General features: G+C 50.3%; 22 protein-coding genes. 11 read left to right on the forward strand and 11 right to left on the reverse strand.

The genetic code is table 11. The features are described 5' to 3' along the window. The first annotated feature begins 151 nt into the window (after positions 1-151). The 6 genes from ACOQPM_RS17295 to ACOQPM_RS17320 all read left to right on the forward strand — a co-directional run bounded on the left by ACOQPM_RS17295 (position 152) and on the right by ACOQPM_RS17320 (position 5,151). Positions 152-586 (forward strand): Fur family transcriptional regulator, encoded by a 435-nt coding sequence (locus ACOQPM_RS17295; protein ID WP_420631516.1) that lies wholly within the window; start codon positions 152-154, stop codon positions 584-586. Then, complete coding sequence (locus tag ACOQPM_RS17300) at positions 583-1,158, forward strand: DUF5655 domain-containing protein (protein ID WP_420631517.1); 576 nt, start codon at positions 583-585, stop codon at positions 1,156-1,158. Before ACOQPM_RS17295 ends, ACOQPM_RS17300 begins: the two co-directional genes overlap by 4 nt. Positions 1,159-1,210: 52 nt before the next feature. Then, a complete protein-coding gene (locus tag ACOQPM_RS17305; RefSeq protein ID WP_420631518.1) occupies positions 1,211-2,152 on the forward strand; it encodes an energy-coupling factor ABC transporter permease in 942 nt (313 codons plus the stop codon). 300 nt (positions 2,153-2,452) lie between these two features. Beyond that, positions 2,453-3,397: an IS110 family transposase gene (locus tag ACOQPM_RS17310; RefSeq protein WP_420627234.1), complete on the forward strand. Its 945-nt coding sequence runs from the start codon at positions 2,453-2,455 to the stop codon at positions 3,395-3,397. 136 nt (positions 3,398-3,533) lie between these two features. Further along, positions 3,534-4,331, forward strand: coding sequence for a cobalt ECF transporter T component CbiQ (gene cbiQ / locus ACOQPM_RS17315; protein WP_420631519.1), 798 nt, complete (start codon positions 3,534-3,536; stop codon positions 4,329-4,331). Positions 4,332-4,365: 34 nt separating this feature from the next. Next, positions 4,366-5,151 carry an energy-coupling factor ABC transporter ATP-binding protein gene (locus tag ACOQPM_RS17320; RefSeq protein ID WP_420631520.1) on the forward strand — a complete coding sequence of 262 codons (786 nt, stop codon included), beginning with the start codon at positions 4,366-4,368 and terminating at the stop codon, positions 5,149-5,151. A 146-nt stretch (positions 5,152-5,297) separates the two neighbouring features. On the opposite strand, the gene ACOQPM_RS17325 is transcribed toward ACOQPM_RS17320, so the two are convergent. The 3 genes from ACOQPM_RS17325 to ACOQPM_RS17335 all read right to left on the reverse strand — a co-directional run bounded on the left by ACOQPM_RS17325 (position 5,298) and on the right by ACOQPM_RS17335 (position 9,903). Next, a complete protein-coding gene (locus tag ACOQPM_RS17325; protein ID WP_420631521.1) occupies positions 5,298-5,849 on the reverse strand; it encodes a methyltransferase family protein in 552 nt (183 codons plus the stop codon). A gap of 160 nt (positions 5,850-6,009) precedes the next feature. Beyond that, positions 6,010-7,611, reverse strand: coding sequence for a peptide chain release factor 3 (locus tag ACOQPM_RS17330; RefSeq protein ID WP_420631522.1), 1,602 nt, complete (start codon positions 7,609-7,611; stop codon positions 6,010-6,012). Between the two features lie 561 nt (positions 7,612-8,172). Beyond that, entirely contained in the window at positions 8,173-9,903 is a 1,731-nt protein-coding gene (locus ACOQPM_RS17335) for a YfbK domain-containing protein (protein ID WP_420631523.1), read from the reverse strand. A 140-nt stretch (positions 9,904-10,043) separates the two neighbouring features. Here ACOQPM_RS17335 and ACOQPM_RS17340 point away from each other — a divergent pair, with 140 nt between their 5' ends. Then, positions 10,044-11,348: a cellulase family glycosylhydrolase gene (locus tag ACOQPM_RS17340; protein ID WP_420631524.1), complete on the forward strand. Its 1,305-nt coding sequence runs from the start codon at positions 10,044-10,046 to the stop codon at positions 11,346-11,348. Between the two features lie 14 nt (positions 11,349-11,362). Here the strand turns inward: ACOQPM_RS17340 and ACOQPM_RS17345 are convergent, their stop codons facing one another. Next, on the reverse strand, positions 11,363-11,860 hold the full coding sequence (locus tag ACOQPM_RS17345) for a universal stress protein (RefSeq protein WP_420631525.1): 498 nt from the start codon (positions 11,858-11,860) through the stop codon (positions 11,363-11,365). A 212-nt stretch (positions 11,861-12,072) separates the two neighbouring features. On the opposite strand from ACOQPM_RS17345, the gene abc-f reads away from it, so the two are divergent. Beyond that, positions 12,073-14,109 (forward strand): ribosomal protection-like ABC-F family protein, encoded by a 2,037-nt coding sequence (gene abc-f / locus ACOQPM_RS17350; RefSeq protein ID WP_420631526.1) that lies wholly within the window; start codon positions 12,073-12,075, stop codon positions 14,107-14,109. A gap of 36 nt (positions 14,110-14,145) precedes the next feature. Here abc-f and ACOQPM_RS17355 read toward each other — a convergent pair whose 3' ends face one another. Continuing rightward, a complete protein-coding gene (locus ACOQPM_RS17355; RefSeq protein ID WP_420631527.1) occupies positions 14,146-14,961 on the reverse strand; it encodes a CPBP family intramembrane glutamic endopeptidase in 816 nt (271 codons plus the stop codon). Between the two features lie 159 nt (positions 14,962-15,120). Between ACOQPM_RS17355 and ACOQPM_RS17360 the strand changes: the two genes are divergently transcribed. Beyond that, entirely contained in the window at positions 15,121-15,324 is a 204-nt protein-coding gene (locus ACOQPM_RS17360; protein WP_420631528.1) for a hypothetical protein, read from the forward strand. Between the two features lie 127 nt (positions 15,325-15,451). Here ACOQPM_RS17360 and ACOQPM_RS17365 read toward each other — a convergent pair whose 3' ends face one another. From ACOQPM_RS17365 to ACOQPM_RS17380, 4 genes are read right to left on the reverse strand one after another with little or no spacing between them, the layout of a single operon-like run. Further along, positions 15,452-17,557 carry an NACHT domain-containing protein gene (locus ACOQPM_RS17365; RefSeq protein WP_420631529.1) on the reverse strand — a complete coding sequence of 702 codons (2,106 nt, stop codon included), beginning with the start codon at positions 17,555-17,557 and terminating at the stop codon, positions 15,452-15,454. Next, positions 17,532-17,927 (reverse strand): IS1 family transposase, encoded by a 396-nt coding sequence (locus tag ACOQPM_RS17370; protein ID WP_420627216.1) that lies wholly within the window; start codon positions 17,925-17,927, stop codon positions 17,532-17,534. Before ACOQPM_RS17370 ends, ACOQPM_RS17365 begins: the two co-directional genes overlap by 26 nt. Next, complete coding sequence (locus tag ACOQPM_RS17375) at positions 17,924-18,283, reverse strand: helix-turn-helix domain-containing protein (RefSeq protein WP_420627217.1); 360 nt, start codon at positions 18,281-18,283, stop codon at positions 17,924-17,926. Before ACOQPM_RS17375 ends, ACOQPM_RS17370 begins: the two co-directional genes overlap by 4 nt. A gap of 26 nt (positions 18,284-18,309) precedes the next feature. Further along, on the reverse strand, positions 18,310-19,422 hold the full coding sequence (locus tag ACOQPM_RS17380; RefSeq protein WP_420631530.1) for an NACHT domain-containing protein: 1,113 nt from the start codon (positions 19,420-19,422) through the stop codon (positions 18,310-18,312). 209 nt (positions 19,423-19,631) lie between these two features. Here ACOQPM_RS17380 and ACOQPM_RS17385 point away from each other — a divergent pair, with 209 nt between their 5' ends. Beyond that, entirely contained in the window at positions 19,632-21,128 is a 1,497-nt protein-coding gene (locus tag ACOQPM_RS17385; RefSeq protein WP_420631531.1) for a DUF5107 domain-containing protein, read from the forward strand. A gap of 15 nt (positions 21,129-21,143) precedes the next feature. Here the strand turns inward: ACOQPM_RS17385 and ACOQPM_RS17390 are convergent, their stop codons facing one another. After that, a complete protein-coding gene (locus tag ACOQPM_RS17390) occupies positions 21,144-22,082 on the reverse strand; it encodes an LLM class F420-dependent oxidoreductase (protein WP_420631532.1) in 939 nt (312 codons plus the stop codon). A gap of 98 nt (positions 22,083-22,180) precedes the next feature. Then, a complete protein-coding gene (locus ACOQPM_RS17395) occupies positions 22,181-22,564 on the reverse strand; it encodes a MerR family transcriptional regulator (RefSeq protein WP_420631533.1) in 384 nt (127 codons plus the stop codon). Between the two features lie 127 nt (positions 22,565-22,691). Between ACOQPM_RS17395 and ACOQPM_RS17400 the strand changes: the two genes are divergently transcribed. Next, on the forward strand, positions 22,692-24,773 hold the full coding sequence (locus tag ACOQPM_RS17400; RefSeq protein ID WP_420631534.1) for a histidine kinase: 2,082 nt from the start codon (positions 22,692-22,694) through the stop codon (positions 24,771-24,773). The last annotated feature ends 24 nt before the right edge of the window (positions 24,774-24,797 follow it).

Raw genomic sequence — 24,797 nt, forward strand, 5'->3', positions numbered from 1 at the left:
ATATTAACCAAAAATGATAATGTGCTAACTTTCTTCGGAACATTTGTTCTTGATGTTGTTTCTTGCCTAAATGTTGCTAGAATCAGGGCCAATTGTTGCTAATGCGAAAATTTGCAATAAGAATGTTAGTCTACCGCCTAAAGGAAAGGCAATGTCCCATTACACCATTGATTACGTCAAAAAAATCCGTGAGCGAGGCTACCGCATGACCCCCCAGCGGCAGATTGTGCTGGACACCGTTTGCGAGCAGGGAGGTCACGCTACCGCTGGACAGATTTATGACTCGGTTAACGCTCAACATACAGTCATCAACCGGGCAACCGTCTACCGCATTTTGGACTTTTTCTGCGATTTGCAGCTGGTAGCCAAAGCTGAGATCAGTGGACAAACGGTGTTTGAGGTGGTGGGCGACTCCCCTCATCACCATCTGGTTTGTCGCCAATGCAAGCATGTGGCTTCGTTGCCAGATTACCATTTCACTGAGCTGGAAGCGCATTTGCTGGCTGAGCACGGCTTCGAGGCCGATCTGTCACATTTGGCTATTTCCGGGATTTGTGCTGGCTGCCGAGGAGGGCAAACAGAATGACGATGAAATCCCCAAAAGATATGATGACGGCCGTATCCAAATCATTAGAATCGCGCACTGGAAAAACCCTGGAGGCGTGGGTAGCGGTTGTTCAGGCGAGCGGCATTGATCCATTAGACCAAAAAGCAGTGCGAAATTGGCTAAAAAGCGAACATGGCATCCTGCAAAATTCGCAGTGGACCATTGCCGATGCCGCGGCACGGGCGGCTGGGTGGGTAGAGCCGACGTTGGAAGAATATATTGATCAACAATATTCTGGTGCCAAAGCCCATCTACGACCTATTTTTGATCAATTGCGTCAGATTATTGAGAGCTTTGGTGAAGATGTTGCTGTAGAGGCAAGGTCAACTTACATACCTTTTGTTCGGCAGCGTCAGTTTATGGCCGTGGCTGCTGCTACTAAAACCCGCGTTGATGTCGGAATGCGTTTTAGAAATGCGCCTGCCTCTGATTTGCTAAAACCTGCCAAAGCGCCTGGTCAAGCAACGCACAAACTTTCGCTCACGGCTATTGATAACATCTCAGAAGAAGTAGAAAAATTGCTTCGTATTGCATACGAGCAAAACGGTTGAGTATTTCTCAATCATAAAATTTTTCCAGAACGTAACTTATAAAGGAGAAAATATGTTGACCTCTTTCCCTGCAGCGGTGCAGCTGCTTCATGTACCGGATGGTTTTTTGAACGTTCCCATCTCGGTCATCTGCTGGGTCGTTACGCTCATTGTGCTTTATTTTGCTGTGAAGCAGGCGCAGCAAGATTTTGATGAGCGGCTGGTGCCGCTGGCGGGCATTATGGCTGCCTTTATTTTTGCGGGGCAGATGTTGCAATTTCCAGTGCTTTTCGGTATATCAGGCCATTTGGTGGGGGCAACACTGGCATTTGTGGTGTTGGGACCGTGGGTTGGCACGTTGGCAATGACGGCCGTTATCAGCCTGCAGGCACTCATTTTCCAGGATGGCGGTTTGGTGGTGATGGGGGCAAACATTCTCATCATGGGCATTGTGCCCGGGTTTGTGGGGTATGGCGTTTATCAAATGGTGAAGGATCAGTCTCGCGAGGTGAAGTTGGGCATAACGGCCGTTGCTGCTTGGTTTTCTGTGTTAATTGCGGCTTTGGTAACAGCATTGCTGTTGGGTTTTAGTGGGACAACGGCACTGGGTTTAGCCATTCCTGCCATGCTAGGGGTTCACGCCCTTATTGGCATCGGTGAAGCGCTCATTACAGTAGCGGCACTTAGCTTCATCATACAAACCCGCCCACAGTTACTTACCGATGATGCCCCGGCTGGCAGTGGCAAATGGATCGTTTCTGGCATCATTTTGGCACTTTTAGTGTTGTTGTTGGCACCATTTGCCTCCGGTTCGCCCGACGGGCTGGAGTGGGTGGCCGAGCAATCTGGCTTCATCGGTGCCGCCTTAGAGGCTCCCTACGAGCTTTTGCCCGATTACACAATCCCTGGCATGGGGGAAAGTGGCAGCTCCACCATTTTGGCCGGGCTGATTGGTGCATTAGTTGTTGCGGCTGTGACTTTTGGAATCGGTCGTATTTTGCGCCGCCAAAATTGATTTTTCTGAAACTTAGCCTGGCTCGTGTGTCATTAGTATGATAAAGCAAAGACGAAAGGCCGACTGTCATTAGGTGCAAGAAACCGTGCGGGAGATGTGGCCCATCGTGAAAAAGATAAAACAAGCAGCCAAAAAAGCGACCATTTGTTAGGATTGCTCCAGCTTGGTAGGCCGATGTCATTGGCAACCAGCCGCGCAGGAGCGCAGGTCACCGAGCCAAGAGATTCAGCGAGAACCCGAACAGTTGTTGGGACATTGCAGTCCGTATCATTGCTAGTGCGGGTCACAAAGGAGTACCTGATGGCAAAGCAAACCGAAGAAACCTTTTTTGGCATTGACGTTTCCAAAAACCACCTGGATTTAGCCCAGTGGGGAATCGAAGAAGTGTTGCGACACGATAATGACGCAACCGGTATCGCCACCCTGGTGGAAATAATGTCAACGAAAACGGCTGTCACCTTGATAGTGGTTGAGGCCAGCGGTGGATTCGAGCAAGTTATGGTTACAGAACTGGCCGCTGCCTCTCTGCCCATTGTCGTCGTCAACCCGACACGAGTGCGTAACTTTGCTCGTGCCAAAGGGCAAGTAGCTAAGACAGACAAGATCGATGCCCAGATGATTGCCAGCTTTGCCCAGGCGGTCCGTCCAGAGGTACGTACTTTGAAGACGCAAGACCAGCAGCTCATCAAAGCATTGGTCACGCGTCGTCGCCAACTGATCGATATGCAAACAGCCGAGAAGAATCGGCACACCACGGTCAATCCAGAATTGCGGCCTCGTTTGGAGAAGCACCTGGATTGGTTAGCTACTGAATTAGCTGAAATTGAGGAAGACCTCAATGATTGGATCAACAAAAATGCCCAATGGCGCGAAAAACGAACCAGTTTAGAAAGCGTGCCCGGCGTGGGCCAGGTCACCTCCTTTACGTTGCTGGCTGAATTGCCCGAATTGGGTACATTGTCTCGACAAAAAATCGCCGCCTTAGTTGGCCTGGCTCCCTTCAATCGGGACAGCGGCTGTTCTCGCGGACGACGCCATATTTTTGGCGGACGTTCAGATGTTCGTTCTGTTTTGTACATGGCTGCTCTTTCAGGCATTCGTTATAACCCGGTTCTCAAAGCCTTTTATGACCGTTTGATTGCGAAAGGAAAACTCCCCAAAGTCGCTCTCACGGCCTGTATGCGTAAATTGTTAACCATTTTGAATGCCATCGTCCGTGATGGCTCTGCTTGGATATCAGCTTAACGAAATGCGCTTTTTGCTCTTGACTTTTATCACAGTTGCTCCCGCGCAGGCGGGAATCCACAAACCTGGACTCCCGCCTGCGCGGGAGTGACAGCATGGTGTAGATTGTTGCAATTTGTATGAGTGAGTAAAGCATATGCACGTCAACACATTTGATCGCTACGTGGCAGGCAGCAGCCACCTACACCAGCTTGATCCGCGGGTGAAGGTGGTGCTCACGCTGCTGTTTATTATCTCCAACGTGTTGCTGATAGATGGTAGCTGGCTGGCATTTTTAGCGGCGTGGCTTATCTTGTTAGCTATAAATCGCTCGGCTAATTTTAGCTTTGGCTATCTTTTCAAACGGTCACTGATTGCGTTGCCGTTTGCGCTAGCAGCGATTACCGTCATTTTTGTTCAACCCGGCGATCCGCTGGCCAGTTGGCAATGGGGTAGCCGCACCATAACTATTAGCGATGCCGGGGTGATTCGCTTTGCCAGCATTGTCATCCGCAGTTGGCTATCAGTGCAGGCAGCCATTTTGTTGACCGCCACTACCCAATTCCCAGACATGATGCACGCATTGCGGCACCTGAAAGTGCCTGCGATTCTGATTTCCATCATTAGTTTTATGTATCGCTACCTTTTTGTTTTGGTGGATGAGGCTCTGCGGCTGCTCCGGGCGCGGGAGGCGCGTAGTGCGCGGTTGGTGCTTGATGGCAAGCATGGCGGCACCGTTTTGTGGCGGGCGAAGGTGACGGGCAGCATGGTTGGTCAGCTTTTTATTCGCAGCTTTGAGCGTAGCGACAAGGTGTACAACGCGATGCTGGCGCGTGGCTACCGCGGCCAACTGCTCACGATGAATCCGCATGTGATGCGGCAACCGGACTGGTTCTTTCTGGCATTGGGTGTCGGTGTGATTGTGGCTTTGCAGGTGATCGGCCGTTTATTGTAATTTCAAATATCGTTAACTCACTTGAGGAGTTTTTATGCCAATTGTTCATGAAGATGCGGGTTTTGTGGATCGGCCATCTACAAGCAACCAGCCCACTTTAGAAGTCACCAACCTGAGCTTTGCCTATCCAGACGGCCACCAGGCGCTTTTTGATGTCTCATTGGCAATTGGTGCGGGGGAGAAGGTGGCGCTGGTTGGCCCCAATGGGGCTGGCAAAAGCACGCTCATGCTTCATTTGAACGGCCTTTTATCTGGAGATGGCACTTTGGCGGTGGCAGGCTTGCCAATCGCCAAAGAAAATTTGCCGCTGATTCGCAGCAAGGTGGGCATGGTGTTCCAAAACCCGGACGACCAGCTATTTTCGCCAACGGTGTTTGACGACGTGGCCTTTGGCCCGCTGCACATGGGCTACCCGGAAGATGAGGTGCGGCAGCGCGTGGGCAAAGCCTTGTCGCAAGTGGGCATGGCAGATTTTGAGCAGCGACTCTCCCATCATTTAAGCATTGGGCAGAAGAAGCGGGTGGCAATTGCCACGGTTCTCTCGATGGATCCAGAAATTTTGGTGCTGGATGAGCCGTCGGCGGGGCTAGACCCACGGGCGCGCCGCTCGCTCATTAACCTGCTGCGGGAACTGCCGCTAACGATGCTCATTTCTACCCACGATATGCTACTGGTGCAGGAACTGTTCCCGCGCATGATTGTAATGGATGAGGGGTGTGTGGTAGCTGATGGGGAAACGGCCGTTCTCCTCCAAGATACCCAATTTTTAGAGGCACACGGCCTGGAAATGCCGGTCCCGACAGTTGGCCACACAAGGTAGTACTAAATTGTGGCAGTGTCCTTAGTTTTTCGCCATCTAGGTATTTCGTATTGCGTATTCCGTCAATTCATTCTGGTTACGCAATATGAAATACGCAATAAATTGAAGTGGCGAAAACTTAGGGATACTATCGGATTTCGACCTTCTTAAAAGAAAAGGAAATATCTCGGCACAGTGGCCATGTAAGCTTTATAGGAATCCCCATACTGCTTCAGGCAGGCTTCTTCTTCAGCCAATACGAGCGTGTGCAGAAACGCGATTGAAACAGCCAACAGCAATAGTGACAGGCCACTCCCAATAATAAAACAAATTCCAGCAAAGATAATCCAAATGGAAAATATCTGCGGGTTTCGGGATATTTTGTACACGCCCGTTGTTACGGGCTCGTCAAGCGGCGTGTTTTTATAGTTGAAAAGCGCGGTTTCCAGCCCAAACAGTCCTAAGACCCATAAGCCAACGCCAAAGATAAGCAGAGGCGAATTGGAGCGGATGGGGCTAAAGACGAACAAAATCATATTTGCCAATGAGAAGAGTTTGCCAGCGGCTGATAAGGTTCTCTGCCGCTTTGTCCAGAGGGAGCGATCATATAGCCTGGCGCGAACGGCCGTAGGAAAGCTAAACATCGTAACGCCAAAGACAGCCAGATAGGCGACAAAAAACAGCCACCCATTCAAGATGCCCAATTTAAGTTCTGGCATGAAAACCATCTTTTTGCTCCGTTCTTAGCAGGCGACGATAACCTGGTTGGCTAGCCACTGCCAAGTAGTGTATTTAAGCGCAAAAAACAATATTTTTAGATATGCCTAAATTATAAGTGCGCGAGCAGACGCTGTCAACTGAAAGTGACTTTTCACGCTGTTATTGAATGCTGAGAAAATGGATGTCTGGGTATTTTTCGCTGTAGAAGCTAAGTTCATGGGGGGAGGAAAAGAGGGCAACCAGACGGCCGTCTAAATCCTCAGTCCGCATCATGCCATAGCGCCAGGGGAGTTGGTCAATTTGCTCTTTTGGCCCCTCTACCCAGCGAGAAAGCTGATGCGGCAGGGGCTCCAGCTTGGTTTTGACGTTGTACTCATTCTCCAACCGTGCCTGCACCACCTCAAACTGCAACACGCCGACTACCGCCAAAATGGGATCACGGCGGGTGGCCTCGGTTTCGTACAAAACCTGCATGGCCCCTTCAGATTCCAGTTGGTGAATGCCTTTGAGGAACTGCTTCTGCTTGCCCACGTCCAGGTTGATGAGACGGCCGTAATGCTCGGCGGCAAAGCGGGGAATGGGATTAAAGCTGAAATTGCCGTTGCTGCTGATGGTGTCGCCAATGCTGAACTCTCGGTTGCCGGGCAAGCCAATGATGTCGCCTGCATAGGCTTCATCCACCACGGCCCGTTCATCGGCAAAGAAGGTGTAGGTGCGGGAGAGCTTAAGCTGCTTACCGGTTTTGGGATGTTTTACCTGCACGTTTCGCTCGAAACGGCCGCTGCAAATCCGCAAAAAAGCCACGCTGTCCCGATGACGCGGATCCATATTGGCCTGAATCTTGAACACAAAACCGGAAAATCCAGGCGAGACGGGCTCAATCTGCCCGGCATCGCTGGGGTAGGCGCTGGGTGGCGGGGCCATCTGGATGAAATCGTCTAGGAAAAGCTGCACACCGAAATTGGTTAACGCGCTGCCAAAGTAAACGGCCGTTTGCTCCCCAGCCAAAAATTTCTCATGATCATACTCAGCCAGCTCATCCATTAAGCCAATGTTTAGATGCAACTCCTCAAACTGAAAATCGCTCAACCCCGCCTCGATGCGCGAATCGTCCAGAGTGGTGATGTACTCTGGCGAAATTGTTTGATTGTGCGCCGTGCGATCATACAAATGAACGTCTTCCGTCTTGCGATCATACACGCCCAAGAACGTGTCCCCATCGCCAATAGGCCAATTCATGGGCACGGGCTGCATCTTTAGCACCGTTTCTACCTCATCTAGCAGGCCCAGCGGGTCTTGCGCTGGGCGATCCATTTTGTTGATGAAGGTAAACACCGGAATACCACGCCGACGACACACTTCAAATAGCTTTAGCGTTTGCTCTTCTACACCTTTGGCAGCATCCAAAACCATGACAGCACAGTCTGCGGCCGTTAGTGTGCGGTAGGTGTCTTCAGAGAAATCTTGATGGCCGGGCGTGTCCAGCAAATTAACGACGTGATCTTTGTACGGGAATTGCAGCACGGTGGAGGTAATCGAGATGCCGCGCTCCTGCTCCATCTTCATCCAGTCAGACGTAGCAGAGCGCTGGTTACGCCGCGCCCGTACGCTTCCCGCCAGATGGATGGCATTGCCGTACAGTAGCAGTTTTTCGGTCAGCGTCGTCTTCCCCGCATCCGGGTGAGAGATGATGGCAAAGGTGCGCCGCGCATTTATCTGTTTCTTCAAGGATTCAGGATTGGTTATTGTTTCTAGACTCATTTTTTAGTTTTGCCACAGAGAGATATGAGTTTTTCCTCATTTTTCTCTGTGTCCTCTGTGGCTAATTTACAATTTGGCATAAAAAACGGCCACAACAAGTTTGGGTTGTGACCGCACAAATTTTTGTTTTTACAAGTCGTTATGTGGTGGCAAGGATACCACAATCGAGAATTTTGGCATTTTTTCGGGAAAATATCTTGCTCTTAAGTTGCTATCATCTTTTGCTTACGTTTTGCTAACGGTTTGTAGCTAAGATAAGCTCATAAACATTTCCTCCTCCTTCAACTGAGCGGCTCCGTGGGAACTTCCTACGGAGCCGTTTTCAGTGTAAAATCAGTTTGCAAAATATCTGAAATTAAAGGAGGGTTGTTGCCAATGGAAGCCTTGGGGATAAATATAGGTTATCTACTTTTGCAAATTATGTGCATCGGCGTTATTCCGGTTTTGCTAGCTGGAGGCTTTGCAATTTATCTCATAAGAAAAAACCGATCTGACAGTGAATAAGTAGCCGCAGATTCTTGCTGCGTTTTGCGGTGCGGAAAGAATCTGCGGCTGCATTGATTACTGGCTAAGTGAAATTAGATTTGCCAGTTCCCACACATCTTCATGATTCATTTGGGAGGCCAGACGTTCGGCGCGGATACGGAGATCATTCATGCTGAAGCCTTCTACCCAGTAGCTGTCGCGCAGCAGTTCGGCGTATTGGCTGACGACCACGGACAGTTGGTAATGTAGCGGTGCGGCATCGAATGAGCTGGACAGATTGTCGGTGGTGAAGACGCCGTTGATTTCCTTCACCACGCGGGTGTCTGGGTCTTGCCAACGCAGGTTCACAGTGGCGATGCGCCCCTGTGCCCCTGGTACTAATTGGACGGCGTAGATGGCAGCGGCCGTATGCCCGGCGCCAAATTCAGCAGCATCAACGGTGTCGTTGCGGAAATCTTCGTCGGCGATGGCGCGATTTTCGTAACCGATGAGCCGGTATTGCAGCACCACGTTGCGATCAAACTCCACCTGAATTTTGGCGTCCAGCCCAATCACCTGCAGCGTGGACATGATATTATCCACAAACAAGTCCTCGGCCTCTTGCAAGGTATCAATGTAGCCGTAGTTGCCGTCGCCCTGGTCGGCAAGCTGCTCCATCATCACGTCGTTGTAGTTGCCCAGGCCAAAGCCGATGGTGGTGAGTTGGATGCCCGCATCGGCGTAGCCCCGAATTTGGGCCGCGATGGCATCTGCACTAGTGTTGCCCACGTTGGCCACGCCGTCGCTGGCCAAAATGACGCGGTTGATGCCGTCCAGTTTGTAGGCGCGGTTGGCCATCTCGTAACCCAGCAGCAAGCCTGCTTCCAGGTTGGTGGAGCCTTCGGTTTCCAGGGCGTAGATGGCATTGAGGATGGTGTTGCGATCTGAGCCGTTGGTGGGGTGCAGCACTACGCGGGCGTCATCCCCGTAAACCACAATGGCAATCGTGTCGTCGGCGCGCATCCGGTTTACCAAAATTTCCAGCGATTGCTTGACCAAACCGAGTCGGTTATCTTGTGCCATCGAGCCGGATACGTCAATGACAAAGGTGAGGGCGGCAGACGGCCGTACTTCCTCAGAACTCTCATACCCCTGCACCCCAATCCGCAAAAAGTAAGTGCCATCCGTGTGGAACGGGCTGGGCGCGCCGTCAGCATAGACGGCAAAGTCAGTGTTTGGCGGAATTTGGTATCCCTGGTCAAATGAATTCACGAATTCCTCAACGCGGATTGCTTCGGATGGCGGCATTAAACCATCTTGCAGGTAGCGGCGGGCAATGCTGTAGCTGCCGGTATCCACGTCCAGCGAGAAGGTGGAGAGGTTGTCCACTTCGGTCAAAATGTAGGGATTAACGCCGTATTCCTCAAAAAACATAGCAGGAGGAGCTGCGACGGGCTGTGTAGGTGTAGGTATAGGAGCGATTGTTTCATTGGTAGCAGAAGGTGCTGCAGTGGCCAGAGGGGCAGGCGGTGCTTCGGCATCGGCTGCGCTGTCAAAGCTATCTTCCATCACTTCTTCAGCTTCTACAACGACTGTTTCCGTAACCGTTTCAACAACCGTTTCAACTTCGGTGACGACGCGAGGTGCTTCAACCTCAACAGCGTCACCTTCGGTAGCAATCGGGTCGCTGCTATTATCGCTGTCATCGCGTGAATCTTCGACGGCGATTGGGTTTGTTTGTTCAGCGGATTCAGGTTCACCGCTGCAGGCTACCAGCAGCGCAATGATGATCAAAAATAAAATGGAGCGTTTTGTGTGCATTTTCATGATGGGTTTCCTTTTAACGAGAATCTTTTGTCGGTAAAAATTGGCGTTCTGTGTATACACTTGGCTTTATAACGACGGCCGTTCCTATTTGGTTCCCAATTTGCCACGGAAGGATATATGGTGATAAGCTGAAAGTGAATATGACTTTGAAGCTGCGACTGTTTCTATTTTGCGTGTTTGTTTTGGGGCTGGGGGCTTGTGGTGAAGAGGTAGTGGTGCCGACGGCCGTTCCCACGTCCACCGTCTCCACCCCTGAAACGCCCAATGGCAACACCATTTTCCTGCCTCTTGCTAGTGGTGATGCGTCCACGGCCGTTGCCCCTGACCTTGTGCCGACCGAAGCGGCCCCAGTTGCAACAACCGCACCGACCATTACCCTCACACCAACGCATCCCCAATACGACGGCCCTACGCTTAACCGCAACCAGATTGGTGTGCAGGCTTACCTGCATCGCGTAGACGTGCCTGCGCTGGCGGCGCAGCTTAACGAACTGGGCGTGGGTTGGGTGAAAGCGCAGGTGTCTTGGAAGCTGTTCCAGCCTTTCCCAGACCAGCTGTCTGAAGAGCGGTTTGCCGATTTGGATGCGCTGGTGGCCCAGGCCAACGTCAGCGGCATCCGGGTGATGCTCAGCGTGGCCAAAGCGCCAGAGTGGAGCCGCCCCACCACCGAACTGGACGGCCCACCAACGGAATACACGCTTTACCGCGACTTTTTGCAGCTTCTGGCCAGCCGTTATGCTGGGCAGGTGGCTGCCTACGAGCTGTGGAACGAGCCAAATTTACAGCGGGAGTGGAATGGTGTGCCTCTGGATGCCGCTGCACTGGTTGAGCTGATTCGTTTCGGGGCAGCAGGTGTGCGGGCTGGCGATGCAACTGCCCTAATAATTAGCGGTGCACCTGCGGTGACGGGGATAAATGATGGGGTTACGGCCGTTGACGACCGCGTCTACTTCCGGGGAATGCTGGCAGCAGGCGTGGCGGAACTGGTGGATGGCTTTGGCGTGCATCCTTACGGCTGGGCCAATCCCCCAGATGCCACCTTTGCCAACCCGGATTTAGCCATCCCCACGCACAATGATCATCCCAGTTTCTTCTTTCAGGATACGCTGGCTGATTATGTGGCGTTGCTTGACGAATTTGGCGTGACGGAAAAGCAACTTTGGGTGACCGAATTTGGTTGGGGCAGCTTCGAGCAATTCGCTCAGGACCCCCCGCTCGGCGCTGAATTTATGAACAACGTCTCCGAATGGCAGCAGGCCACCTACACCCAGCAGGCATATGCTCTGGCACATGAAATGCCTCAGGTTGGCCCGATGATCCTTTGGAATTTGAACTTTGCCCCCTGGCTGGGAGACGCATTTAGCGAATCCGGCTATAGCTTATTGCGGCCAGATGGTTCCCCGCGCCCAGCTTATTTGGCGCTGGCCGCTTTGCCCAAGCAATAGCTGTAGAACTTTGACTATGGCTGTCCTAGGATATTTTCCAGGGCGGGTTCTGCGGCATTGGACGGCGATTTGGATGGTGCCCGTGCCAGCAGAATGGGCACGTCGGCGTTTCGCAGCACCTTGTCGGCCACGCTGCCAAATACCCAGCGCATCACGCCCCCTCGACCATGTGTACTCATCACGATAGTATCTGCCACTTTGTTTACGGCCGTTTGCAAAATAGCTTCTGCCGGGGGTTGCCCAATTACAATTTCAATATCCACATGGAATCCGGCAGTAATCAGCTCTCTTTGTTTGGCTTGCAAATATGTTTTGGCCTCATCTTCCATATTTTGGCTAATATCCCCGTACACTTCTGCAAAATCCAGGCCATCCCCTACGTAGTAAGGTAAATGCACCGCAGAAACTAGGGTGATTCGACTGCCGAACTTTTTGGCAACGGCCGTTGCTAGCGGCAAGGCAGCTTCAGCCAATTCAGACCCATCCAGAGGCACTAACAAATGATTAAACATGAAACACCTCCTGTGAAAATTATGAATTATGAATGTCAGTCGGCGAAGGCCGACTTCGCAACGGTTGGTGCGGATTTATCTGCCGTTGGCCTATGCTCATAGGCTAAAAGAAGTGGCTGATGGATTGCCAGTAACAAAAAGAAGCAAAACCAACGATTAAAATCACACCCTCCTTGCTTGCCCGGAACGCCACCCCAAACTATCATTCCCACATGATGATTTTGCAGGCAAACCAGCTAGAACATGCCTTTGGCGCAGACGACTTGTTCGAGGACGTCTCGGTGTTGCTGCACGCTAAAGATCGGGTGGGTCTAGTGGGGCCAAATGGCGTAGGCAAAACCACGCTCCTGCTCATTTTGGCGGGGCTGCTGGAGCCAACTGGCGGCACCGTCAAGCGAGATGAAAATTTGACGCTGGGCTATTTGCGGCAGGAAGCGGTGCTGACCTTTGCTGGGCAGGACAACACGGTTTATGAAGAGATGCTCTCCGTTTTTGCTGATTTGCGCGGCCAGGAGACGCGGCTGCGTGAACTTGAGGCCAAAATGGAGGCGGGAGAAATGGGGGAGGCGGTGTTGGATGAGTACGGCTGTATCCAAACCCTCTACGAACACGGTGGCGGTTACGACTACCAGCACGACATCAAGCGTGTTCTGCACGGGTTGGGCTTTGCGCCAGATGAGTGGGACGTGCCCCTGACGCACCTCAGCGGCGGCCAAAAAACGCGCGTCTTGTTGGGTAGATTGCTGCTGGAGAAGCCCGCTCTGCTCATTTTGGATGAACCAACCAATCATTTAGATACGGCCGCTATCGAATGGCTAGAAAAAACGCTACGCACCTGGGACGGCTGTCTGCTCATTGTTAGCCACGACCGCTACTTTTTAGACCGGGTTGTTAACCAGGTGTGGGCGATGGAACCCACTGGCGTGAAAAGCTACAAGGGCAACTACAGCACCTACGTCCAGCAGCGAGAAATCGAGTGGCAGCACGAAGAAACCGTTTTTGCCAACGAGATGGCTCGGCTGGAAGCAGAACTGGCCTTCATCCGCAAAAATATCGCCGGTGGTAAAACAGACATCGCCAAGGGCAAGCTCAAGCGGCTCACCCGCGACATTGTGCTCATCGAAGAGCTGGGTGTGCTGGGGATGCAGGGCAAAAATTGGCTGCAGGTGGGCGAGCGCGTCCGCACCTTCACCGTCAACGAAGCCGCCCAGCGGATTAAAGAGCTGCCCACGCCTGCCAGCCGGATGCCCAAGCTAAAAATTAAGCTCAAGCCAGAGCAGCGCGGCAGTCGCTTTGTGCTGCGCACCAAAAAGCTGCGAATCGGCTACCCCGGCAACATTCTGTTCGACTGCGACGACATCAACCTGGAGCGGCTGGATTGCGTGGCCCTGATTGGCCCCAACGGCAGCGGCAAAAGCACCTTCCTGCGCACCCTCATGGGCGAAATCGCGCCGCTGCGGGGCAAAATTCGGCTGGGGGATGGCCTCATTCGCGGCTACTTTGCCCAGGGGCATGAGCAGCTAGACGTACAAAAGCGCGTGTTGGATGAGGTGATTGCCCACAAAGCAATGTCGCCGGAAGAGGCGCGGAACTATTTGGGACAATATCTGTTCCGGGGGGATGATGTGTTTAAGCAGGTGGGCGATCTCAGTGGCGGCGAGCGGGGGCGTTTGGCACTCGCTTTGCTGGCGCTGGATGAGGCCAACTTTTTGCTGCTGGATGAGCCGACGAACCATCTGGACATCCCCTCGCAGGAGGCATTGCAAGCGGTGCTGGAGCAGTTCGACGGCACAATTGTGCTGGTGAGCCACGATCGCTATTTGGTAGACCGCCTGGCCACCCAAATTTGGGAGTTGCGGGAAGAAGGCGACCATGGTCGCTTGCACATCTTCGACGGCACCTACCAAGAATTTCTGGCAACCAAGGAGGGCGGGGAAGCTGCCATCACCACCGTGTCTTCCAAAGTGGCGCTGCCAACCAAAGAAAAAGAGCAAGCCCCCGTCAATCTCGATTGGATTGAGGATGTGGTCGATCCGGCGAAATTTACGGAAGATGACCGCCGCACACGCAGCCGCCGCATTCGTGAACTGACTGAGCAAATTGAGGAGACGGAGGGATGGCTGGCGCAGCTTACTTTTCAGCTAGCTCGTGCGCAGGGGGAAAGAAAAGAAGAATTGAAGAGGGAACGCACTGTCGCCCAAACTGAACTTGACACCCTTTCCACCGAACTAGATGAATTAATGGCCTAGGCAGGAACGAATGGCAGCTGTAAAAATCGGCACTGATCAAAGGGTGCTGGCTGCCAGTTGAGTTGGTGAATCCGGGGGATTCAATCTGACTTGTGTCAGGAGGTAACAGCCGTAAAAAACAATGGGCAGTTCAAATAAAATGAGCGACCAGTAAATCGGAGCTGTCATAACAAATCCCGGATCGTTTAGGACGGCAATATTGGCCAGAAGATTGATGCCACTGTGCAAAACCACCGCAGGCCAGACGGAACCCCCGACGAGAACCAATCCACCATACAATATTGCCGAAATAAAGGCTTCCAAGACCTGCAGGGCGGTGATGCTCCACTCACCAGTGGCCAGATTGAAAAAATGGAGTACGCTAAATAAGAAGGCGCTGACCAATACGGCCGTTACTACCCCTCGTCGTCTCTGGCCCCATGATTGCACAAGCGCGTACAGAATAAGCCCACGCAGCAGAATTTCTTCCATGATACCCGCCATTGTTGTATGTACTAAGGCAGGGATCATGTCTGAACTCAGTGATAAATCGACACGGAGGGTGCCAAAAAAGGCGAAAAGCAGTGCAAGGGCATTGTAGATGAGCAGAATGGCCGTTACTAACCAAACCCGGCGATTCCCGCGATGGCGGATTCCAACTGCCACCAACCAATCAAAGCGCCACAAAATAAATAAGAAGCCCAGGGTTGCCACAACCTGTCCGATGATCTGGGGCATGACGTCGGTCATTTCAAACCCAAGTAAGCCGATGGCGGCGGCAGCCGCCCCGCCCATTAACAGGATCATGAGCACGATCATCGTCAGCACAAATGCCAATGGATAGCTATTCGCAAACTGTTTGAACTTTTTCATGTGAATCCCTCCACACCACGGTTGATAGGTTGTGCTAGAGATAACTTTGGGTAAACGGCCGTTACCACATGAAAATTTTACTGAATCCGTTGATTATCTGCCTGTGAGGAAAATCAACATTGCCGTGGACATTTATTACCATTTTTGGCAACTTACTTCATGTCCGAAGCTCGACACGTATGTAATCGCTGCATCCGCGAACTGACGGAGCAAATTGAGGAGACGGAGGGGTGGCTGGCGCAGCTTACTTTCCAGCTAGCCCGTGCGAAGGGTGAAAGAAAAGAGGAGTTGGAGAGGGAAACGGCCGTTGCTCGCACCGAACTCAACGCCCTCTCCACCGAGCTAGACGAGCTATTACCTTAGCCTCCCACGTTTCTAGCTTTTAACTGAGGAGTCAGTATCCTCAGACACCAAATCTTTAAATTTGTATGTTGATACTTTATTTGTCACTTGAGGAAGATGCTTGCTACAGATTTGTTTTAGTTTATACCTACAAAAATATTCGAATTTCTTTGTTGAAATTATTTTTTATACTATCCAGGCTTGAAACGCTTATGCCAGTATTTTTTAGATCTAATCGTGTTAGCTCAGGGAGTACAGAAAGAGATTTTATGCCTACTTCGGAAACCCCTGTATTATCCAGTCGCACCGTATGTAATTTCGTGAGCGTTGTTAGAAACTGAAGGCCACTATCAGATATTTTTGTATCACTAAGATCTAAATACTCTAAGCTTGAAAGTTCGGAAAGCGATGGTAAGCATGCATCGGTTAACTCATTATGGCTCAAATTTAGACCTTGAAGGTTTGATAACTTACTAATTTCAAATATGCCATCATCAGTAATAGCAGTTTTCCCAAGAAATAGATGTTCCAGATTGCTTATCTGTGAAACAACTGAAAGTCCGAAATTCGTGATTTTTGTACCGTCTAGAGCTAGCAATTTTAGTTCGGGAAATTTTAAGAAAGCGAACATGCCGGCATCAGTTACTGATGTGAAGCGTAGATAGAGCCATTCAAGATTAGGTAATTGGGCAAGTAAATTCAAGTTACTATCAGTTATTTTCAGTCTTTCTAAGCTCAAGATTTTCAATTTACCAAATTTGGACAAGGTTTCCAAGCCGTCATCAGTTATATATGTATTATCAAGATCTAGAAGAACTAAATTCGGTAATGTCATTAGGGTATTGAGACCAGAATCTGTGATTCTTGTGCTGCTCAAGTACAGGTTTTTTAAGCTTGTTAGTGGCAGGAGAGCAGGGAGGTCCGTATCTGTAACGGATGTAGACATTAAATATAGCGTGCTTAAATTAGTTAATGGTTCAAGGTGCGGTAAACCAGAACCTTGTATTGCGGTATCGCTTATGTCAAGATGCTTCAATTTTCTTAACGGCGCAAGACTTGGTAAAGCCATGTCAGAAATTGACGTATTGCGCATATGCAAATATTTTAATTTTTTGAGCTCATCAAGAGGAGGAATTGAAGTAATGTCCGAATTGCTGATATCCAATAAGCGTTCATCCTCATCATATTTTTTCTTTATGAGGTACCTTATCATTTTTCTTAAGCGACTCGATGGCGCAATCATTAAATCATAGCATTCTAGAGCAAACCGAAATGACCAATCATTACCATCTTGATTACTTAAATTTATTAATGCACTTAGTAAATTTTTTTTATCTTGTTCTGTCCCAAGCCCCGCTGTTAGTTTTATTGTGTCTCTCCACCTCCTTTCTTGAGCACGCTCCATGAAGATTTCAATGAGTGTATCACCATCATGTATTATCCGTTCTGCAGTCAGGTACTCTTGAAAAGATCTATGAACGAAGTCAAACTCATCTTTTGCTTGTTCTTGTAATAGAGCAGAACGTTCTGCGAGATAGTTCACTAACTGAACTGTAATAATTTCACTGTCGGGAAGCTGCAATTGTCGTCTCAGCTCAACTCGACTAATGACAGATTGGTCGTGGCGCATCATCCAATAAGCCACTCTGCTGAGATAAGGTTGTATTTCTGGAATACGGCCTAAAGCAAGTTTATAATCTCCCATATCTACCCCTCTTTCTGCATCTCGCCCATCGAGCAGAGTTTCAAGGCAAAGTTTATAAAGCCGTATTCGATTATTAGGTAGTTCTCGTTTATAACGGTGATGTAAAGCACAAATCATGGCACAAAGTAAAGGGTTACTAGCCAACTCCCCCAATTGCGCCCGATTAGCTAAGGTTTTACGCAATTTTTGAGCAAGTTGAGGCAAGTTCTCTTTTTCTGTCTTTGGTAAGGAACAAGAATCATCTCCTATGGCCATATGCCATTGTTCGATAAACTGGTCAATCTGCTTTGTATCCATTGGACGTAAAACAAACTGGTTAAATTTTAAGTTTATCAACATTTGATGAGTTGAAATCTCCTCAAGTGTTGCTGGACGGGTGCTAATTATATAAGTGGTATTAGGATATCGAGTTACTAATACATTTAACCATTCAAAAGCTTCCAAGCGTTTTTCAGCTCGCACTTCATCTAGTCCGTCTAATAGAATAACGCCTCGATTACTACGTAATTGTTGATGGGAGTGGCTAATTCTGTAGGCATACGAACTCAATCACATGTTTCTTGTCAAACGGCCGCATCCGATTGTGCAACTGACGTCGGTTCCAGGCATGAGCAAACGCTTTCACATGACGATTTAACCAAACCAAGCTGCGTGAGAAGCAACGGCTCTTTCTGACTAGTCGAGTGAGATAGTGTCGCAGTTCCGCATTGCCTCCTTCAACTGAGTACGTTTCGCTCTTATCTCTTAGCGATAAATGGTAGCCGCGACGATAAATCAAACTGTCGTACAGAGGGAACTTGTCACTGTAATACTGCTCGGCAGGCGCCTCATCAATCATTTTTTGTGCCACTGCCTGCGTGCGTTGCAAAACGGGCTCAATCCCTAGAAAACAGCGGGTTTGCCGGTCTACAACGGTCATGATGTAGATTTCGTTTTTTTCTCACCGATAAAGGTGAAGAGCTCATCCTGTTCAGCTACTTCCACTGGTTCATTAGGGCCGGGCAAGGTTGATGGCAACTTATCAGCGTATGCTTTAAGCCAATTAGCGACCGACTGTGGCGCAACACCTAGATGTCGTGCTGCCTGACGTTGGCTATTGCCATCCAAGACCAAGCGAATGGCTTGTTGGCGGATGGCAATTGGATGGCCATTTGGCTGAGGCTGGGGTACATATTTACGATTGCAGGCTTTGCATTTGAATACTTGGCTACCAGCCACAGTTTTGCCATTTCTAACTTGAGAATCTGTTCGGTGACAGTGCGGACATTGGTTCATGTGCCTTTTATACCATGCCTTTGTGTTTAGTCACTCCCTTGTTGATCTACCCAGCCGATGGGTACACTGCCCTCCAGGTCCTGGCTTCTACCATATTGAACTGGTAATTGTCTGTGGCTTGGAAAAGGTTTGTCTGCATAGTCTCTTACGCGTACATAAAATGGAATTTTCCCATGCCATTCAACAGGAGTTGTTTCATCTTGTTTGGCTAATCGTACGGCAATCCATTTAAGCAAAGTGGTTTTTCCCGCTCCAGCACGCCCTACAATAAGAATTCTCTCAGCAGACAATGTCTGTTCAAGCGTGTTTGCATAGTGAAAATATTCAGTGCTATTTAGTTCAGAAAATAGACTCAACTGAAGTTTCTGTTCCCGCTTATAAGTTTTTCTTTCTGAGGCATGGAGTTGGATAAAAGCTATAGTTAATGGTTGATGATAACGGTCGATTTGTGGAACGCCAAATAATCTTAATTTATCTAAATCGACTGACAAAAGCCTGCGATAGTCTCGCTCAAAATTGGCTGCGATTTCGTGTGGATTATTTTCTTGACTAACTGCTTCCATGCGTCTAAGTATTTCGATTGCTTCGCGCACCTCAAACAAAATTTGAGCATCATTTTGCAATAATCTAGCTGCATTTTCGCGGTCAAAGTGAGGTAGTTTCTCGGCGACTGTGAATAGAATCCTGCCACTTTCTTGCAAAACACGGCGAAAAAATTCAACCTCATGCGAATCTAAATGCAAATGGTCCAGGGGAATTGCGCCAACCGCTTTGATAAATTTTGTTGACTCATAACTTGCATCAATCAGCAAACGTAAACCTTTGCGTTCAAGCAAATTTGCAGCGTCTTTAACTATGGCTTCTATACGATCTTTTTCTATGCCATCCCCTTCACGCCCAAAAAGTTCCGTTAAGTTTTCAGCAGCAATTTCGCCAGCTTCTTCAAAAAGACGGTTGCCTCGGGTTGCTGCCTTGTAATCTCCGGTAATTGCTTCAATTTTGTCGGTAAATGGGCCAAGATCAGAAAGCGACTCGGCCACATCTTCTGGCGAGATTGTGCCACCAAGCGCTTTGGCAAAGGCCATCCGGGCTAAAACGGGAGCAAGGTATTTAAGTAAAATGATTCCAGTTGAAGACATAAGCTATTTCCCTCAAAACGTGGCGTTTTGCGTAATTATAGCATGATGTATTGGATTTCTTTTGCCTCAATTTATCGAGTTGTTCATAGACATTTTGACGCGGTGCGTTGATAATGTGGGGTGTGCTTCACTGAATGTTTGAGGTGTACCCGCTGGGGCAGTCTACTGCAAAAATTTCCGTCAAAGTGGGTGCGCATGGAGTTAGCGAAATGTTTGCTGGGCGGAGCAAATTTCAGTTCATTTTCCCTTTTGTGTTAGGTTTAAGCTTGTTTGTAGTTTTGCTGCTGGTAGCGCAGCCTTTTTTAGGTTCTGCTGCTGTGGCGCAAGTGAGTGGAACGCCGGAGCCGATGGCTTATTTGCCGCTGGTTTTGCGGGATGGGACGCTCGCCACGCCAACGCCACAACCCATCGAGCCGGGTGTGCTGTGGATTGAGCAGGGGACGATTGCGATTTCATCGTACCAGTATGACCATCCAGATTGCCTGGTAACATTGCCCTCAGACCACATTGCTTACCCGTATCCCGGCATCAACCATGATTGTGTCTTCCAAAAGCCGATTCTTGACCGCACGTTTAACGCCATCACGCTGCACAACAGCTATGTAGCGGTGACGGTTTTGCCGGAGCTGGGCGGGCGGCTTTACCGCTGGCAGGACAAGGTGACAGGGCGGCAGCTGCTGTACGCCAATCCGGTGCTGAAGCCGACGGCGTGGGGGGGGCGGGGCTGGTGGCTGGCCAGCGGCGGCATCGAGTGGGCGTTCCCCACCGATGAGCATGGCCTGAATGAGTATCGCCCCTGGGACACCACAACAGAAGTTCTAAGCGATACTGTTTCCATCACCGTGAGTGATGTGGAGGACCAGACGGGGATGACGGTGGGCGTGACGATTTCGCTGGATGGCGATCACAATTATATGACGCTGGAACCGTTTGTGATGAACGACACGGCCGTTTCCCACAACTACCAATATTGGCTCAACGCAATGATTGCCCTCGGTGACAATACAACCAATGACGCCACCGAATTCATCGTCCCGGCAGCCCAGGTGCAGGTACATTCCCGAGATGCAAATGCCAGCTACCTGCCCAATGCTGGGGAATGGATGAACTGGCCGGAGCATAACGGCCGTTTTTTCCACATTTACGGCGACTGGACCCATTACCTCGGCTTCTTTGCCCCCAATTTGAGCACAGGCTTCACGGGCGTCTACGACCACACCGCCCAGCAAGGCATCGTGCGCGTTTTTGATGAGACACAAATGCCCGGTAATAAATTCTTCGGCCCGGCCAACCTAGAACCGCACCTGTACACCAACGATGATACCGTCTACGTAGAAATGTGGAGCAGCGGCGTCACCCCCGACTTCTGGACGTACGTCTCGCTGGATGCCGGGCAGAGCAAGCAATGGCTGGAGCGTTGGTATCCCGTTCACAATTTGGGCAGCTTTGACATGGCTAACGAATTTGGTGCGTTGAGGCTGGATGAGACAGAAACCGGCGCGGAGATTGGGTTGCAGGTAACGGCCGTAACCTCCGGTATGCTCTCATTATTGGTGGATGGTGTGCCAGTGGCTAACTGGCCCGGTCCGTTTTTGCCCGATCAGCCTGTGATTGTGGAATGGGAACGGCCGTTTGGCCTTACAGGTGCCATCTCCTTACAGTTTCGTGACGAATTGGATCAGGTTTTGTTGAGTTATGCACCTTAGCAGTTTGCTTCAGTTCTACGCCATCGCATGAACGGCTGGCAGTACATCTGTGGCTAAAATTTCCAGCGAATTCATCTTCTCGACTTCTGGAATATTGACAATGATGTGATCCACGCCAATCTCCCTTAAGGTGCCAAAATAATCAAGTAATTTTTGAGCTGAATCCCCCTGGCTGTTTCGGGTCGGTTTGATAGTTCCTAAAACAGTAAATTCAATATCGCTGGGATCACGATCAAACTGAGCACAATGATCGGTTAAGACGGCCCATTTATGCTTTAAGTGGGGCAGGCTGTTTTGGTACCTTTCATAATGCCATTCTCCCCAGGCAGGATCGGTAACACCAAAATAAAAATTACAGGCATTGGCGTATTGGGCAACCAATCTAAGACCTTTCTTCTCCCCTTCTGACCCAATTAAAATAGGAGGATGGGGTGTTTGTAAGGGCTGTGGGTGGTTCATGGGGTTCGCCAGCTGGTAATGTTGTCCCTCAAAGGGAGACAGATCATCTCGCCACATATGCTGAATAACTTGTAATGTTTCTTCTAGCTGTTCAAACCGAGTAGCGATGGGTGGGAACGGCACGCCAAGTCCCACGGCCTCTTCTTTATACCAAGCTGCCCCGATCCCAAGATAGGCGCGTCCTTTAGACAAAACATCTAAAGTTGAAATGGTTTTAGCCAGGATGCCAGGATAGCGATAAAGGTATCCGGTTACCAATGTGCCAATTTTTATCTGCTGGGTAAGGGCGGCTAGGTAGGCTAACGTGGTATAGCCTTCCATCATCGGTGCAGATGGCTCCCCCGATGCACCCCCCATTTGAAAAAAATGATCCATGACCCAAAGCGAATCAAAGTTAGCCTGGTCAGCAAATTGGGCTATTTGGCTCAACTGTGAGCCAATATTTTGCGGGCTTCCAGCCCAATCAAATCGAATAATTTGTAAACCAAGTTTCATGCTTACCTCCTGAAAATTATGGCGAGCTTTACCCATCTGCATAGAATTAGCAGCTCTTTGGGCATAAGTTCACAATGTTTTGCGTGTTTTGCTTGAAATCAGCGTGGTGTTTCTGCAGCTAGAGCTGCAATTTGCTCATGATACCAATCAATTTTATCCTCGATACGATCGTATTGTTGCTGAAGCGAGTGGATCTTTACCTTGAGAGCGATACGATGATCTTCCAGCAAGTGACAGCGTTCTTGCTCGGTTCCGTCCATGTAGCACAGATCAACATATCGCTTAAGCTGTTGAATTGGCATTCCACCATCCCTCAGGCAGATTATGAAGTCGATCCAGGCCAAATCTTGCTCATTGTAACGCCGGTGCCCGTTGGGTAAGCGTTGAATGTAGCGAAGCAAACCTGCTTCTTCATAATAGCGTAGGGTTGCAACTGTGGTGCCGCTCATTTGAGCGGCTTGTTTGATTGTATATTGTTTCATGCAGATATTATAAAACCTCAAGTGCGCTTGAGGTCAAGCGATTATGACAAAAATCACCAGCAATTGATGTTCTTGGCTACTATTGGCATTCTGATAAATCAGTTACCGTATCATCATGCAGGCGTGGGTGTCTTTTTTTGAGCAAAATCTGACCGTTATCTACTTTTTCTACGGCCTCGCTTTCTTTTGCATGGGGTTGCTGGTCTGGGTCGAGTCGGGGCGCGCCTCGTCTTTTCGGCTGGCGCAGGCAATGGGGCCGCTGGCTGGCTTTGGTCTGGTTCACGGGCTGCACGAATGGTTTGAAATGTTTCAGCGCCTGGGCGCGGCTGAAGCCGCAAATATCCCTGTCTGGCTTTTGCTGGATCAGGTGCGGGCGGGCCATCTGGTGCTTTCGTTTGTGCTGCTGCTCATCTTTGGTATTCGCCTTATTTATTTGTCGCGGCAGCGGGAAGAAGTGCGATCCGAGAAGCTGTTTGCCTATCTGACAGCAGGGGCATTGGTAGGGTTGTGGGGCATCAGCCTGCTGCTAACCTATTGGGTTTATCAGCCAACACCAGATGAATTTATTACGGCCGTTGACGCCCTCTCCCGCTATATTTTAGGCATTCCGGGGGCCGTGCTGGCGGCCTGGGCTATTGTGTTGGAGCAGCGCACCTTTCGACGGTTGGAACTGCCAGGCACGGGGCGTGATTTATTGCGGGCGGCTCTGGCGCTTTTTCTTTACGGTGTGTTTGGCCAAGTTTTTCCCAGCCCCAGCTTTTTATTTCCGGCCAACGTGCTTAACACGACCTTGTTTGCCGAGCTGTTTGGCGTGCCGATTCAGCTATTTCGGGCAGTGATGGCAACCTTGATGGCCATCTTTATTGTGCGGGCGCTGCGGGCGTTTGAGGTAGAGCGGCAGCGTAATTTGGCGCGGGCCAACGAGGCACGGCTGGTGGCTCAGGAAGAGGCGTTGGCCATCCAGGCGCAAAGTCGGCGCGAAACAGAGAAGTTGAATGCAGAGTTGCAAACGGCCGTTCACGATCTTACCCTCCTCTTTGCTCTTTCCCGCGCTCTGGCGGCTACGCTAGACAGAGATGGACTGCTCAATCAGGCGGTAGAGCAAATATGCGAAAGCCTGCCGTATGTGCAGACCAGTCTCATCATCTTGCGAGACCAGCCTGACGAGCCTCTGCGGTGTCAAGCCCAGGCTGGGCATGTTGGGTTGCCCCGACGTGGCTCGCCAATTTGCCATGAGGGGCAAATATTAGTGGCGCACACATTGCAAACCGGGCAGCCAGCTATCTTTGCCGATGGCCAGCCTGCTACGCTGCAATTAGAAGCCAACGGGCAGGCGGATGCTCAACTATTGCTAGGTAGTTACGTGTTGGGCTTCCCTCTGGGCGATGCGAAAATGGTGTGCGGCGGTTTGGTTTTGGGATTAGAGCCAGCAATGACGCTGCTGCCACAGCGGGACTTTTCGTTGTTGGAAGCGATTGCCAGCCAGCTTACTATTGCTATTGAAAACGCAACGCGCTACGGTGAATCGCAGGCGCGAGAGACGTTGCGGGGCGAGTTGTTGCATCAAGTGGTATCGGCACAGGAGCGGGAGCGGCAGCGCATTGCCCGTGAGTTGCATGATGGCACGGGGCAAGCACTCACAGCTTTGGGGTTAGGCTTTGCTGCCGCCAGCGAAAACGTGCGGCACAATCCCCAACTTGCCGCCGCACAGCTTACCGAGCTAAAAACGACGAGTACCCAAGCATTGCAGGAGCTGCGAGATTTGATTCAAGATTTACGGCCGTCTCTCCTTGACGATCTGGGTTTGGTACCGGCTCTGCAAAGCCAGGTGCAGCTTTTTGCCGACCGTTCTGGGGTGCGGGCGGAATTTGTGCTAAACGGCCGTCGCCAACGGGTGCAGCCAGATATTGAAACCATCTTGTTTCGCATTGCCCAAGAGGCACTCAACAACGTGGCCAAACATGCCCGCGCTCAGCAAGTGACAGTGACCCTTGAATTTGGCGACAGCCTGCTTAACATGGAAGTGCGTGATGATGGCTGCGGTTTCGATTCCAAAACCGTCTTTGAAGCGTCAGATGGTAGCCGCCATGTGTGGGGCTTATTGGGAATGCAGGAGCGGGTGGCGTTGGTTGGCGGTAGCTGTGCGATGCATTCACAGCCTGGGCAAGGAACGGCCGTTCAGGTGACAATTCCTATTATGGCCGTGTAACTTTATCCGCAAATTAACGCAGAT

Source organism: Candidatus Leptofilum sp. (assembly GCF_965223525.1).
Classification (GTDB): Bacteria; Chloroflexota; Anaerolineae; order Promineifilales; family Promineifilaceae; genus Leptofilum.